Source organism: Variovorax sp. YR634, assembly GCF_900106655.1.
Taxonomy (GTDB): domain Bacteria; phylum Pseudomonadota; class Gammaproteobacteria; order Burkholderiales; family Burkholderiaceae_C; genus Variovorax.
On sequence record NZ_FNOL01000003.1, the window covers coordinates 423,329 to 437,544 of the forward strand.

General features: G+C 63.6%; 15 protein-coding genes and 1 tRNA gene. 3 read left to right on the forward strand and 13 right to left on the reverse strand.

The window, feature by feature from the left end; all coding sequences use genetic code 11:
• Positions 1–18: 18 nt before the first annotated feature.
• The 10 genes from BLV60_RS08830 to BLV60_RS08875 all read right to left on the reverse strand — a co-directional run bounded on the left by BLV60_RS08830 (position 19) and on the right by BLV60_RS08875 (position 8,608).
• A tRNA-Pro gene (locus BLV60_RS08830) sits at positions 19–95 on the reverse strand.
• 26 nt (positions 96–121) lie between these two features.
• Positions 122–580 carry a MerR family transcriptional regulator gene (locus BLV60_RS08835; RefSeq protein WP_093053060.1) on the reverse strand — a complete coding sequence of 153 codons (459 nt, stop codon included), beginning with the start codon at positions 578–580 and terminating at the stop codon, positions 122–124.
• 64 nt (positions 581–644) lie between these two features.
• Complete coding sequence (locus tag BLV60_RS08840; RefSeq protein WP_093053063.1) at positions 645–1,016, reverse strand: integration host factor subunit alpha; 372 nt, start codon at positions 1,014–1,016, stop codon at positions 645–647.
• 5 nt (positions 1,017–1,021) lie between these two features.
• Complete coding sequence (gene pheT, locus BLV60_RS08845; protein ID WP_093053066.1) at positions 1,022–3,463, reverse strand: phenylalanine--tRNA ligase subunit beta; 2,442 nt, start codon at positions 3,461–3,463, stop codon at positions 1,022–1,024.
• A 38-nt stretch (positions 3,464–3,501) separates the two neighbouring features.
• Positions 3,502–4,578, reverse strand: coding sequence for a phenylalanine--tRNA ligase subunit alpha (pheS, locus tag BLV60_RS08850; RefSeq protein ID WP_093053069.1), 1,077 nt, complete (start codon positions 4,576–4,578; stop codon positions 3,502–3,504).
• Between the two features lie 113 nt (positions 4,579–4,691).
• On the reverse strand, positions 4,692–5,051 hold the full coding sequence (gene rplT / locus BLV60_RS08855; protein WP_007832499.1) for a 50S ribosomal protein L20: 360 nt from the start codon (positions 5,049–5,051) through the stop codon (positions 4,692–4,694).
• A gap of 24 nt (positions 5,052–5,075) precedes the next feature.
• Positions 5,076–5,279 (reverse strand): 50S ribosomal protein L35, encoded by a 204-nt coding sequence (gene rpmI / locus BLV60_RS08860; RefSeq protein WP_007832497.1) that lies wholly within the window; start codon positions 5,277–5,279, stop codon positions 5,076–5,078.
• A 162-nt stretch (positions 5,280–5,441) separates the two neighbouring features.
• Positions 5,442–6,068 (reverse strand): translation initiation factor IF-3, encoded by a 627-nt coding sequence (gene infC / locus BLV60_RS08865; protein WP_093053072.1) that lies wholly within the window; start codon positions 6,066–6,068, stop codon positions 5,442–5,444.
• Between the two features lie 101 nt (positions 6,069–6,169).
• A complete protein-coding gene (gene thrS / locus BLV60_RS08870; protein WP_093053074.1) occupies positions 6,170–8,077 on the reverse strand; it encodes a threonine--tRNA ligase in 1,908 nt (635 codons plus the stop codon).
• Positions 8,078–8,296: 219 nt separating this feature from the next.
• Entirely contained in the window at positions 8,297–8,608 is a 312-nt protein-coding gene (locus BLV60_RS08875; protein ID WP_093053077.1) for a putative quinol monooxygenase, read from the reverse strand.
• A 115-nt stretch (positions 8,609–8,723) separates the two neighbouring features.
• Here BLV60_RS08875 and BLV60_RS08880 point away from each other — a divergent pair, with 115 nt between their 5' ends.
• A complete protein-coding gene (locus tag BLV60_RS08880; RefSeq protein WP_093053234.1) occupies positions 8,724–9,686 on the forward strand; it encodes a GlxA family transcriptional regulator in 963 nt (320 codons plus the stop codon).
• A 102-nt stretch (positions 9,687–9,788) separates the two neighbouring features.
• On the opposite strand, the gene aceA is transcribed toward BLV60_RS08880, so the two are convergent.
• Both aceA and BLV60_RS08890 read right to left on the reverse strand, forming a co-directional pair.
• Positions 9,789–11,120: an isocitrate lyase gene (gene aceA, locus BLV60_RS08885; protein WP_093053080.1), complete on the reverse strand. Its 1,332-nt coding sequence runs from the start codon at positions 11,118–11,120 to the stop codon at positions 9,789–9,791.
• Positions 11,121–11,326: 206 nt separating this feature from the next.
• Positions 11,327–11,740 (reverse strand): gamma-glutamylcyclotransferase family protein, encoded by a 414-nt coding sequence (locus tag BLV60_RS08890; protein WP_093053083.1) that lies wholly within the window; start codon positions 11,738–11,740, stop codon positions 11,327–11,329.
• Positions 11,741–11,778: 38 nt separating this feature from the next.
• Between BLV60_RS08890 and BLV60_RS08895 the strand changes: the two genes are divergently transcribed.
• Together BLV60_RS08895 and BLV60_RS08900 are read left to right on the forward strand one after the other, a co-directional pair.
• Complete coding sequence (locus BLV60_RS08895) at positions 11,779–12,702, forward strand: DMT family transporter (protein WP_093053086.1); 924 nt, start codon at positions 11,779–11,781, stop codon at positions 12,700–12,702.
• 155 nt (positions 12,703–12,857) lie between these two features.
• Positions 12,858–13,301 (forward strand): SWIB/MDM2 domain-containing protein, encoded by a 444-nt coding sequence (locus BLV60_RS08900; protein WP_093053088.1) that lies wholly within the window; start codon positions 12,858–12,860, stop codon positions 13,299–13,301.
• A gap of 40 nt (positions 13,302–13,341) precedes the next feature.
• On the opposite strand, the gene BLV60_RS08905 is transcribed toward BLV60_RS08900, so the two are convergent.
• Complete coding sequence (locus BLV60_RS08905) at positions 13,342–14,121, reverse strand: helix-turn-helix transcriptional regulator (RefSeq protein WP_093053091.1); 780 nt, start codon at positions 14,119–14,121, stop codon at positions 13,342–13,344.
• Between the last annotated feature and the right edge of the window lie 95 nt (positions 14,122–14,216).

Consider the following 14,216-nt stretch of genomic DNA (forward strand, 5'->3'; position numbering starts at 1 on the left):
TGATCTATCTAGCAATTTTGGTCGGTGTGAAAGGATTCGAACCTTCGACCCCTTGCACCCCATGCAAGTGCGCTACCAGGCTGCGCCACACACCGAAGCTCTCGATTATAGCGGTTGAAATTCAGCGTCCGAGGGTCAGCAGCTCACGAATTTCAAAGAGTTCGCGCCGCAGGTGCAACAACTGCGACAGGTCGACCGTCTGCGTGGCAGACGACGAGGGCGAATCCTGCACCACGGCGGCATCGAATTCTTCCTGGTCGATTTCGATGGCCTCCATGCCGTCGAGCGGCACCTCGCCCGCCTTGCGACGGTCGCGTTCACCTTGCACGAGCTCCTGAAGCTTGTTGCGCGCACCGCTGATCGTGAAGCCCTGGTCGTAGAGCAGATCACGTATGCGGCGGATCATGAGCACCTCGTGGTGCTGGTAGTAGCGGCGGTTGCCGCGCCGCTTCATGGGCCGCAGCTGCGTGAACTCCTGCTCCCAATAACGCAGCACGTGCGGCTTGACGCCGCACAGTTCGCCGACCTCACCAATGGTGAAGTAGCGTTTGACGGGAATCGGAGGGAGCGTTTTCTCCATTGAAATCAAGACTGTGCGCGGGAAACCTGAGAGATTACTCTACGCAGGCGCGCAGCACCAAGCACTATTCGGCGCCCAGGCTCCACTCGACTTCGGATGCGCCGTTCTGATCGATGCTTCCATGAATCTGCTCCTTGAGCTTCGCACTCGCGTGGAACGTGGCCACGCGGCGCTCGCCGATCGGAATGGCCTCGCCCGTGCGCGGGTTGCGGCCCGGCCGGGGCGCCTTCACGCGGATCTGGAAGTTGCCGAAGCCCGAGATCTTCACGTCCGTGCCTTCGACGAGACTGCTGGCCACGAGCTCGAAGAACGCCTCGACCATGTCCTTGGACTCGCGCTTGTTCAGGCCGATCTGCTCGAACAGCAGATCGGCCAGATGCGCCTTGGTGAGCGCAGGCGTTTCGAGGGCCTCGAGCGTGAATTCGGCAGCGTTCATTCTCATCATCCCCTCAAGCGGCCGCCGAGCTTGGCGTCCAGTTGTTCGACGATTGCACGGACTGCGGGCTCGACCTGCTCGTCCGTCAGGGTGGCGTTGTCGCTCTGGAAACTGAGGCGAACCGCCATGCTCTTCTCGCCTTGCGCCAACGCGCCCGGCGCAGCCACGGCACCATCGCGCAGCGGCTGCGGGCGATAGATGTCGAACAGCGTCACGTCGCGCAGCAGTCCCTGCGCAGCTGTCGTCGCGCGGATGGCCTGCACCAGTGCATCGTGCGTGACGGCTTCAGCCACCACCACGGCAAGGTCGCGCTCCACGGCCTGATGCTTGGGCACTGGCTGAGCAACCGGCACGGGGCGCGCCGTGACGGCGTCGAGGTCGAGTTCGAACAACACGGGCGCTTGGGCGAAGTCCCACTTCTGGCGCCAGCGCGGATGCAGTTCGCCGACGAAGCCGATGGCCTTGCCGCCAACCAGCACACGCGCCGAACGGCCCGGGTGCAGGGCCGGATGCTCGGCCACCTCGAAGCTGGGCACCAGCGGCGCGAGCAGTGCTTCGACGTCGCCTTTGACGTCGTAGAAGTCGACGCGCTGCGGCTTGCCGTCCCAGCGCGACTCGTCGGCGTCGCCCCAGGCGAGGCCCGCCACGCGCATCGGCTGGTTCACGCCGCGCACGGTGCTGTCGGTGGTGGCAACGCTGTCGTCGCGCATGAACACACGGCCCACTTCGAACACACGCACGCGAGGCGCCTTGCGGTCGAGATTGAACTTGAGCACCTGCAGCAGCGAGCCCAGCAGCGACGAGCGCATCACGCTCATCTGGCTGGCGATGGGGTTCAGCAGCTTGATCGGATTGGCATTGCCTGCGAGGTCTTGCTCCCAATGCGCTTCGACGAAACTGAAGTTGATCGTTTCCTGATAGCCCAGCGCCGCGACGCTGCGGCGCACCGCGAACCGGCTGCGCTGCGCCTCGGGCCGCACGCGGGCGGTGATGGGGGCGAGCGGCGCGGTGGTCGGCAGGTTGTTGAAGCCGATCAGGCGCGCGACTTCCTCGATCAGGTCTTCTTCGATCAGCAGGTCGAAGCGGTGCGGCGGCGGGGTCACAGTCAACGTGCCCTCGCCTTCGGTGATCGCGAAACCGAGGCGATTCAGCGCGTCGGCGCATTGCGCTTGCGTCAGCGGCATGCCGATCACGCGCGCCGCACGCTCGACGCGCAGCGTGACGGGCACGGCCTCGGGCACGCTCAGCGTCTGGTCGTCCATCCTGCCGGCCTCGCCGCCGCAGATTTCGACGATCAGCTGCGTGATGCGCTCGATGATCTGCACAGTGCGGCTCGGATCGACGCCACGCTCGTAGCGATGGCCCGCATCGGTCGAGAAGTTGAAGCGGCGCGAACGGCCCTGCACCGCCTCGGGCCACCAGAAAGCGGCTTCGACATAGATGTTGCGCGTGTCGTCGGTCACCGAGGTGGCGTCGCCGCCCATGATGCCGGCGAGCGATTCGACTTCGCGGTCGTCGGCGATCACGCCGACCTTCTCGTCGACGGTGATGGTCGTGCCGTTGAGCAGCTTGAGCTGTTCGCCCGCCTTGCCCCAGCGCACCGTGAGGCCGCCGTGGATCTTGTCGAGATCGAAGATGTGGCTGGGCTGGCCGTATTCGAACATCACGTAGTTCGAGATGTCGACCAGCGGCGTCACACTGCGTTGGCCGCAGCGCGCAAGGCGCTCGACCATCCATGCCGGTGTGACGACCTTGGTGTCGACGCCGCGCACGATGCGACCCGAGAAGCGGCCGCAGAGTTCGGGAGCCTCGACCTTGACCGGCAACACGTCGGCGAACGACGTCACCACCGGCGCGATGGCAGGGGTCTTGAGTGGCGCACCAGTGAGCGCGGCGAGTTCGCGCGCCACGCCGTAGACGCTGAGGCCGTGCGCCAGGTTGGGGGTGAGCTTGAGCGTGAGCAGTGCGTCGTCGAGCTTGAGCACGTCGCGCACGTCGGCGCCGATGGGCGCGTCGGCATCGAGCTCGAGCAGGCCGCCGTGGTCTTCGTTCAGACCCAGTTCGCGCGCTGAGCACAGCATGCCCTGGCTCTCGACGCCGCGCAGCTTGCCGAGCTTGATGAGGAAGGGCTTGCCGTCTTCACCCGGCGGCAGTTCGGCGCCGACGAGTGCGCAAGGCACCTTGATGCCAACGCGCGCATTGGGCGCGCCGCACACGATATTGAGCAAGGCGCCTTGCCCCGCGTCGACCTGGCACACGCGCAGGCGATCGGCATTCGGGTGCTGCTCGGCTTCCTTGATTTCGCCGACCACGATGCGCGTGAAGGGCGGCGCCACCGGTCGGCGCTCTTCGACCTCGAAGCCACCCATGGTGAGCGTTTCGGCCAGTGCGGCGCTGTCGAGGGGCGGGTTGCAGAACTCGCGCAGCCAGGATTCCGGGAATTGCATCTCTTCGATCTCGATCTGGTTTTTCTATGGAGGGGTGCTTACTGGAACTGCGAGAGAAAACGCAAGTCGCCGTCGAAGAAGAGGCGCAGGTCGTTCACGCCGTAGCGCAGCATCGTGAGCCGGTCGGGGCCCATGCCGAAAGCGAAGCCGATGTAGCGCTCGGGGTCGAGGCCCATGTTGCGAACCACGTTCGGATGCACCTGGCCCGAACCCGACACCTCGAGCCAGCGGCCGGCCAGCGGCCCGCTCGCGAACTGGATGTCGATCTCGGCGCTCGGCTCGGTGAACGGGAAGAAGCTCGGACGGAAGCGCAGCACGAGATCATCGCGCTCGAAGAAGGTGCGGCAGAAGTCGGTGAAGACGACCTTCAGGTCCTTGAAGCTCACGTTCTCGCCGAGCCACAGGCCTTCGCACTGGTGGAACATGGGCGAGTGGGTGGCGTCGCTGTCGACGCGGTAGGTACGGCCCGGGGCGATCACGCGGATCTCGGGCGCCTTCACGGTGCCGGTAGTGTCGGCCGCAGCGGCTGCGAACTCGGCGGCGTACTTCTTGATGTGCTGATGCGCATAGCGCACCTGCATCGGGCTGGTGTGCGGACGCAGGTTGTAGGGGATGCCGTCGTCGCCGTTGATGTCGACGTAGAAGGTGTCCTGCATCGAACGCGCCGGATGGTTCGGCGGATTGTTGAGCGAGGTGAAGCTGTGCCAGTCGCTCTCGACTTCGGGGCCGTCGGCCACGTCGAAGCCCATGCTGGAGAAGATCTCCTCGATGCGCTCCAGGGTGCGGCTCACGGGGTGCAGTCCGCCAGGAATGCGGCGGCGGCCTGGCAGGCTCACGTCGAGCGCTTCGGCGCGCAGTTGCAGCGAGAGCTCTTCGTCGGCCAGTTGCTGGCGGCGGTCGGTCAGTGCGGCCTCGATGGCCTGCTTGGCGACATTGATCGCTGCGCCGCGGGACTTCTTCTCTTCGACACTCAGCGCGGCCATGCCCTTCATCAGCTCGGTGATGCGGCCCGACTTGCCGAGGAACTGGGCCTTGGCGTTTTCGAGCTCGGCGGGCGTTTTCGCTTCTGCGAAGGCGGCGCGTGCGGTGTCGACCAGGGAGTCCAACTCGTTCATAGCAACAAAAATCTTCGAGGGGAAATAAAAAAGAGCTGGAGCCTTTTCAAGCGCCAGCCCTTGAGCCGTGGGCGCAGGAAGCTGCCCGGAGGCAGCACCCCTGCTGTGCAGAATCAAGCAGCCAGCTTGGCCTTGACCTGCTCCACGATGCCGGCAAAAGCGGCCTTGTCGTGCACGGCGATGTCCGCAAGCATCTTGCGGTCGATCTCGATACCGGCCTTGCGGATGCCGTTGGCGAACTGGCTGTAGGTCAGGCCCAGTTCACGCGAGGCGGCGTTGATACGCGCGATCCACAGCTGACGGAACACGCGCTTCTTGGTACGGCGGTCACGGTAGGCGTATTGGCCTGCCTTCATCACCGCCTGTTTGGCGACGCGGAAGACATTGCCGCGGCGACCGCGGAAACCCTTGGCGAGTGCGAGAACTTTCTTGTGGCGGGCGCGAGCCGTTACACCACGTTTGACGCGAGGCATGTGTGTACTCCTTGTTCGTCTGAGTTAAATGCCACGGCCGGGCAGCATGGCGGCGACAGAAACCATGTTGGTCTCATGCACTGCGACTGCACCACGCAGGTGACGCTTGTTCTTGGTGGTCTTCTTCGTCAAGATGTGACGCTTGAAGGCTTGACCGCGCTTGACGGTGCCACCGGGACGAACGCGGAAACGTTTTTTCGCGCTGCTCTTGGTCTTCATTTTGGGCATGTGAATGCTCCTTTAGTTTGTGCTCGTGAGGCGCCATGGATGCTCCACGGACTTGTTGGCCCCGAGACACTTCTTTATCCCGCCCCTGCCGGCACCTCTTGCGAGGCGCTGGCAAGGGCGAAATCCCTTCGAACCTTCTCTTCTCTACTGCAACCCTGACGCTCAGGCTGTTGCGGGCGACGCTGTCGGCGCGGCAGCGGCATCTGCAGCCGGCTTCGGCGCAGCGCCACCAGCCTTCTTGCGACCCGGCGCGATCATCATGATCATCTGCCGGCCTTCGAGCTTCGGAAACTGCTCGACCATGATCAGGTCACCCAGTTCGTCGCGAATACGCTGCAGCAAAGCCAGACCGAGCTCCTGGTGCGTGATCTCGCGGCCGCGGAAGCGCAGCGTGATCTTGCATTTGTCGCCCTCATCAAGAAAGCGCTTGATGTTGCGCATCTTGATGTTGTAGTCGCCATCGTCGGTACCGGGCCGGAACTTGATTTCCTTGACCTCGATGACCTTCTGCTTCGACTTCGCCTCGGCTGCCTTCTTCTGCTCGTGGTACTTGAACTTGCCGTACTCGATCAGGCGGCACACGGGCGGGTTGGCCGCCGCGACGACCTCCACCAGGTCCACGTCCTGCTCACCGGCAAGGCGCAGAGCCTCGGCAAGACTCACGACACCCAATTGCTCGTTATCCGGGCCGATCAGGCGGACTTCCGGGGCCATGATTTCCCGGTTCAGGCGGTGTTGGCGTTCCTCGCGGTGGCGGCGGTCGCGGAATGCAGTAGCGATGGTCAGAATCCTTCAAAATTTGCTACAAAATCTGTAGCGAACACCGGTCAGTCCTCGCGGACAAACGGCATGATTTGGCTTTGAAACATATGGGGTGTTCCGAAGACAAATCAACGCTTGTCGGCAATATCCTGGACGAGCCGTTGCACGAACGATTCGAGGGACATTGCACCGAGGTCTTGATTGCCCCGGGCGCGCACTGCGACGGCACCTGCTTCCTTTTCCTTGTCGCCTACGACAACGATATAAGGGAGCTTTTGCAACGAATGCTTCCGTATTTTATACGTAATCTTCTCGTTGTGCAGGTCAAGCTGAACCCTAAGCCCTTGATTTTGCAGCGCTTTCGCAACTTGCGCAGCGTAATCAGCCTGTCCTTCACTGATATTGAGCACCGCCACCTGCACCGGAGCGAGCCACGCAGGCAGCGCGCCCGAGTGGTGTTCGATCAGCATGCCGATGAAGCGCTCGAGGCTGCCGACGATCGCGCGGTGCAGCATCACAGGGTGCGCGCGGCCGCTCGATTCCGTCACGTATTCGCCGCCCAGGCGCTCGGCAGTGTTGAAGTCGACCTGCATCGTGCCGCACTGCCACTGGCGGCCGATGGCATCGCGCAGCGTGTATTCGATCTTGGGGCCGTAGAAGGCGCCATCGCCCGGTGCAATGACGAAGTCGACGCCCGAGCGGCGCAGTGATTCCATCACCGCGTGCTCGGCCTTGTCCCACAGCTCGTCGGAGCCGACGCGGTTCTCGGGCCGCGTGGCGACCTTGTAGAGGATGTCCGTGAAGCCGAAGTCGGCATAGACCTTCTGAAGCTGCTCCGTGTACGCAATGCACTCGTCGAGGATCTGGTCCTCCGTGCAGAAGATGTGCCCGTCGTCCTGCGTGAAGCCGCGCACGCGCATGATGCCGTGCAGCGCACCGCTGGGCTCGTTGCGGTGGCACTGGCCGAATTCGCCATAGCGCAGCGGCAGGTCGCGGTAGCTGCGCAGGTCGCTCTTGAAGATCAGCACGTGGCCCGGGCAGTTCATCGGCTTGAGCGCATATTCGCGCTTCTCCGACTCCGTCGTGAACATGTTGTCGCGATAGTTCTGCCAGTGGCCCGTTTTCTCCCACAGGCTCTTGTCGAGGATCTGCGGGCCCTTCACTTCCCAATAGCCCGTGTCGCGGTAGATGCCGCGCATGTACTGCTCGACGGCCTGCCACACGGCCCAGCCCTTGGGGTGCCAGAACACCACGCCCGGCGCCACTTCGTCGATGTGGAACAGGTCAAGCTCCTTGCCGAGCTTGCGGTGGTCGCGCTTCTCGGCTTCCTCGATGCGCTGGATGTACTGGTCGAGCTGCTTCTTGTCGGCCCAGGCCGTGCCGTAGATGCGCTGCAATTGCTCGTTCTTGGCGTCGCCGCGCCAGTAGGCGCCAGCCAGCTTCGTCAGCTTGAAGACCTTCAGGAAGCGCGTGTTCGGCACGTGCGGGCCGCGGCACATGTCGACGTATTCCTGGTGGTAGTACAGGCCCATGGCCTGCTCGTCGGGCATGTCCTCGACGAGGCGCAGCTTGTAGTCCTCGCCGCGCGACTTGAAGACTTCGATGACTTCGGCGCGCGGCGTCATCTTCTTGATCACGTCGTAGTCCTGCGCGATCAGCTCGCGCATGCGCGCCTCGATGGCGACCATGTCCTCGGGCGTGAACGGGCGCTCGTACGAGATGTCGTAGTAGAAGCCTTCGTCGATCACGGGCCCGATCACCATCTTGGCCGTCGGGTAGAGCTGCTTCACCGCATGGCCGACCAGGTGGGCCGTCGAATGGCGGATGATTTCCAGGCCTTCGTCGTCCTTGGGCGTGATGATCTGCAGCTTGGCGTCATGGTCGATGACGTCGCTGGCATCGACGAGCCTGCCGTCGACCTTGCCGGCCACCGTCATCTTGGCCAGGCCGGGTCCGATGGACTGGGCAACTTCGGCCACCGAAACCGGGCCGGGGAACTCGCGGCGCGAGTTGTCGGGGAGCGTGATCTGGATCATTTGAAGAAAACCTCGGGGAGAAAAACAAAAAAGCGCGGTGGATGCCGCGCTTTGCTTGGTTGTGAAGCTGGCAGAAACCAGCGAGCGCGGGGCTACCGGCCTTTTCCTTCAGTGAAGAAAAAGCCGCTGAATCCTTGCGGAGTAGTTCGCGGTGTCATAACCAAGGTGCCTTTCTCGCTCTTGTTGAGTGCAGAGTCCGCAATTCTAGCCGCTGCCCGTTCAGGACGCGGGCGCCGCATTCTTGAGTCCCAGCACTTCAATGGGCTCGATAGACGGCGGCTTGGCGAACAGCTCGGGAGCTTTCGCCATCAGCGCTTGGGCGATCGGGCCGGTCAAATGAGCCTGGCGACCGGCTTCGTCTTCGAACGCGTCGAACACGCCGAAGGTGCTCGGCGACAGGCGCAGCGCAAACCAGATCGGCGTGGTCTTCTCGTCGCGCGCCATCGCAAGGCCGGCTTCGAGGAACCTCTCTATATCGCCTTCCCTGCCCGGCTTGGCTTCGAGGCGAGCGAACAGTGCGTACTTGATCATGGGTGATCTCCTGAGTTGAACGGCGCGCGACATTGCGCGGCGTTGGTATGGACTCTAGGCAGCCGTTGTCTCTGGAGCTATTGGCGTTTTTGACATCTTTGATATCGTTATGGCCATGAAGCTCGATGTACTCGCTCTCGATGGCGTGTTCGACACCGGCCTGTCCACGGTGCTCGACGTGTTCACCACTGCCAACGAACTCGCGGCCATGCTGCAGCTCGACGTGGCGCCGTTCGAAGTCACTGTGACGGGCGTTCGCAAGCGGGTGAGAACCTCGCAGGGGCTCACCGTTCCGGTGGCTCGCGCGCTCGACGCCAGCTCCGCGGATTGGCTGATCGTTCCAGCGCTGGGCTGCAAGATGCCCGAAACACTGGAACCCGCCTTGTGTCGCCCCGACGTGCGCGACGCCTGCGCCGCATTGCAGGAACGCGCAAGCAAAAGCGCCAATCTGGCCGCCGCCTGCATCGGCACCTTCGTGCTCGCGGAATCGGGCGTGCTCGATCACCAGAAGGCAACCACGACCTGGTGGCTGGCCACGCTGTTCCGCCAGCGCTACCCTGCCGTGCAACTGGAAGACTCACGCATGCTGGTCAGCTCCGGCAACCTGGTCACGGCCGGCGCAGCGCTGAGCCATGTCGACATGGCGCTGTGGATCGTGCGCCAGGCCAGCCCCGAACTCGCGACGCTGGTCGCGCGCTACCTGATCGTCGACTCGCGGCCGTCGCAGTCGGCCTACGTGATCTCTGACCACCTCTCGCATTCCGACCCGCTGGTGGAGCGCTTCGAGCGCTGGGCGCGCGGCCGGTTGGCCGACGGCTTCTCGCTCGACGAGGCCGCACAGGCCGCGGGCACCAGCAAGCGCACGCTGGCCCGCCGCATGCAGCAGGTGCTGGGCAAGAGCCCCCTCTCCTACGTGCAGGACCTGCGCGTGGAGCGCGCGGTGCACCTGCTCAAGACCAGCGACAAGAGCCTGGAGCAGATCGCCGGCATGGTGGGCTACGCCGACGGCGTCACGCTGCGCACCCTGCTGCGCCAGCGCCTGGGCCGCGGCGTGCGCGAGGTGCGCCTCGAAGCCTGAGCACGCAACGGACGCAAAAAAAGCCCGGCGCGCGGCCGGGCTGAAAGTGACAGCGAAATATCTGCCTGTCGAAAGACCGACCCGCGAGGGTCGATCACCCGATCAGTGGAACTGCTCTTCTTCGGTCGAGCCCGACAGCGCCTTCACGCTGGACGAACCGCCCTGGATCACGGTGGTCACATCGTCGAAGTAACCGGCGCCAACTTCCTGCTGGTGCGACACGAAGGTGTAGCCCTTGTCGCGCGCGGCGAACTCGGGTTCCTGCACCATGTTGACGTAGTGCTTCATGCCTTCACCGCGGGCGTAGGCGTGGGCGAACTGGAAGGTGTTGAACCAGTTGACGTGGATGCCGGCCAGCGTGATGAACTGGTACTTGTAGCCCAGGGCCGACAGGTCTTCCTGGAACGAGGCGATCTGCTTGTCGTCGAGGTTCTTCTTCCAGTTGAAGGAAGGCGAGCAGTTGTACGACAGCAGCTTGCCGGGGCAGGCGGCGTGCACGGCTTGTGCGAATTCGCGGGCAAAGCCGATGTCCGGCACGCCGGTTTCGCACCACACGAGGTCTGCGTAGGGCGCGTAGGCCACGCCGCGGCTGATGGCTTGTTCCAGGCCGTTCTTCACGCGGTAGAAGCCTTCCTGCGTGCGCTCGCCCGTCAGGAAGGGCTTGTCGTTGGCGTCATGGTCCGAGGTGATCAGGTTCGCGGCTTCCGCGTCGGTACGGGCCAGGACGATGGTCGACACACCCAGAACGTCGGCTGCGAAGCGCGCGGCAATCAGCTTTTCGCAGGCTTCATGCGTCGGCACGAGCACCTTGCCGCCCATGTGGCCGCACTTCTTCACGGCAGCCAGTTGGTCTTCGAAGTGCACGCCAGCTGCGCCGGCCGTGATCATGTTCTTCATCAGTTCGAAGGCGTTGAGCACGCCGCCGAAACCGGCTTCCGCATCGGCCACGATGGGCAGGAAGTAGTCGATGAACTCCTTGTCGCCCGGGTTGACACCGCGGCCCCACTGGATTTCATCGGCACGGCGGAAGGTGTTGTTGATGCGGCGGACCATCGTCGGCACCGAGTCGTAGGCGTACAGCGACTGGTCGGGGTACATCGTCTCGGAGCTGTTGCCGTCGGCGGCGACTTGCCAGCCCGACAGGTAAACGGCTTCCAGGCCAGCCTTGGCCTGTTGCATCGCCTGACCGGCGGAGATGGCGCCGAACGCGTTCACATAGCCCTTCTTGGAGCCGCCGTTGATCTTGTCCCAGAGCTTCTCTGCGCCGCGCTTGGCCAGCGTGTGCTCGATGGGGAACGAACCGCGCAGGCGCACCACGTCGGCCGCGCTGTAGCCACGCTTGACGCCCTTCCAGCGCGGATCGGTGGCCCATTCCTTTTCGAGGGCGGCAATCTGCTGTTCGCGGCTGAGTTGTTCTGTGAGGGTCTGGGGCATGGTCACTCCGTGAGGTTGATTGAAGGTTGGGCGCTGCGGCCGTGGAGTTACTGTAATCGGCCCGCAGACTCTTATGTCTTATAGAAGACATATTTTTCAATCAATTAAATCAACAACTTACAGAGATATTTCTCAATGCAAAATTATTTTTCTCATATCGAGAAAAAATATTGCGACGCAGCAGCCGCCGATTTCGCAATGCGCAATCAATCTTTCGGTTGTGAAAACGAGGCATCGCTTCGTGCTGCATGTGCAATCCAATCGCCGCTTTCGATCACGCGGCGGCCCACGATGCGCGTCGGATGGATCTCGTAGACCAGGCAATCGAGCCACTGCCCGCCAACATCCACGCGCACCTGCCGCTTGATGTACTCGCCTGAGTCATCGTCAGCCACCTCCTCGAGCACGTTGAGTGCTGCCTCGACCGCGGGCTCGACGACATAGACCTCGCCCTTCACGCGCCCCACCCCACCCAGCACGACACCCGGATAGGCGCCCAGGTCATACAGCGTGCCGGAAATGCACGCATCGCCCACCCACACCGGCGCGGGCCGATAGCGCGCGATGTCGTTGCGCCCGCCGCGGCGCAGCGTGCCGTAAACAAAAACGTGGGGCATCATCGAAACCGCCTTCTCCGCAACTACAGAACTTCAGTCTATTGAACTCCGCTGCTCCCGCATCAGGCCGCCTCGTGGCCTACGGCTGCCTGGCCCTGAGCATGTCGCTCGTCGGCGGCTACGTCGCCCTCTCCAAGCCCCTTGTCGCCGCCTTTCCGGTGCTGCTGCTCGCATGGCTGCGCTTCGGCATCGCCGCACTGGCCATGCCGCATTGGCTCAAGCGCACACCCGACGAACCGCCGATGACCGCGCGCACGCGCTGGCTGGTGTTCCTCGAGTCGTTCCTCGGCAACTTCATGTTCTCGATCTGCATGCTGTTCGGCGTGAGCCTCACGAGCGCGGTGTCGGCGGGCGTGATCATGGCGTCGATCCCCGCGTGCGTGGCCGTGGCGAGCTGGCTGTTCCTGCGCGAGCGCATCACCGTGCGCATCGGCCTGGCCATCGCATGCGCCGCGCTCGGCATCGGTCTGCTGGCACTTTCGCCGGCGCACGCACCGGCATCGCCCACTGCTTCGTCGGCATCGATGCCCTGGCTCGGCAACCTGCTGGTGTTCTGCGCGGTGCTCTGCGAGACGGCGTACGCGGTGATCGGCAAGTCGCTCACGGGACGCCTGGGGCCCAAGCGCATCGCCTCGCTCATCAACCTGTGGGGCTTCGTGCTCTCGCTGCCCTTCGGCATCTGGTTCGCGCTGCAGTTCGATTTCACCGCGGTGCGCTTCGGCACCTGGGCGCTGCTCGTGGTCTATGCGCTCGCTGCAAGCATCTGGACAGTGTGGCTCTGGATGACCGGACTTCGCCACGTACCAGCCGCACAAGCGGGTGTCTTCGCCGTGATGCTGCCCGTGAGCGCAGCCCTCGTCGGCGTGCTCGTGCTGGGTGAAAACCTCTCTTCGCCACAGCTGGTTGCGTTCGTCATTGCCCTCGCGGGTGTGGTGCTTGCGACATGGCCTGGGCGTCGAACGTGAAAAACAGGGCTTCTCCCCTCTGAAAAAACAACAACTCCCAATGAAAAAAGCGCTTTTTCCCTTGGAAACGCGTTTTTTCTCCTTTAGCATCCGCATTGCCACTGGAGACGCAAGTTTTTCATTGGTGAGTGTTCAACCAAAAAAGGAAATCAACCATGGCAACTGCAAAGAAGGCTCCGGCCAAGAAAGCTCCGGCAAAGAAGGCCGCTCCCGCAAAGAAGGCGGCGGCTCCTGCGAAGAAGGCTGCACCGGCCAAGAAGGCTGCTGCTCCTGCTAAGAAGGCTGTTCCGGCGAAGAAGGCTCCTGCCAAGAAGGCCGCTCCCGCAAAGAAGGCTGCTCCCGCCAAGAAGCGCACGCCCAACGCCGCGTTCATGAAGGCCCTGACCCCCAGCCCGGCACTCGCCGCTGTGGTCGGCTCGACGCCGCTGCCGCGTACCGCTGTCGTGAGCAAGCTGTGGGACTACATCAAGAAGAACAACCTTCAAGACAAGGCCAACAAGCGCAACATCAACGCCGACGCCAAGCTGAAGGAAATCTTCGGCAAGGCCCAAGTGTCGATGTTCGAACTGGCTGCGCTGATCGGCAAGCACGTCAAGTAAGCGCTCAGGGGCCTCGCGCTCCTGAATCAAAAAGCCCGCTTCATGCGGGCTTTTTTTTCGCCTGCGACAAGGCCACGCTTTCTTCGAAGAAGCGCGACGGCGTGCGGCCGAAGTGCTTGCGGAAGGCTTCGATGAAGGCGCTCACGGAGCTGTAGCCCACCGTCAGCGCCACCGCCGTCACGGGCTCCTTCAGGCTCAGCAGCTCGACGGCCTTGAGCAACCGCGCCTGCTGGCGCCATTGCGCGAAGCTCAGGCCCGTTTCCACGGCGAAACGGCGAGTGAGCGTCCTGCGCGCCATGCCGATGCGATCGGCCCATTCGTCGATGCTGTCCGGCAACGCCGGATCATTGGCCACCGCAGCAGCCATCGCAGCAAGGCGCTTGTCCTGCGGCATCGGCAGGTGCAGCGACGGCCTGGCGCCTGTCGCAAGCTCATCGATCAGCACGCCCACCAGACGCGCACGGCGCGGCTCCAGCAGGGACTCGGTGGCATCCATCGATGTCAGCCGGTCGACCAGCCCCTGCACCAGCGGCGTGACGGCAAACACATGCGGCCCGTCCGGCAAGGCCGCCGCCATCATCGAGTCGATGTGCAAGCTCCAGCCCGCGGTGGCACCAAAGCTCTGCGCCGCATGGGCGCAGTGCGGTGCGATCCAGCCGATCCACCCCGGCGGCTGCACCCAACGGCCCGAAGGCGTCTCAATGACCTGCAACCCCTCGCGCAGTGCGAACAGCTGGCCGGTTTCATGCGCGTGGTAGTCCGTGACGCGCGGCGCCTCGTAGGCGTTGATCCAGAGCTTCACAGGGGCCTCAGCAGCCATGGTTGGCCCGCCAGAGGTATCGATTGGCCCCGCGCCGCAAGCCCGAACGCGCGCCGCTGCCTAGCATCGAGTTCATCCTCACCAACCCATCCAAG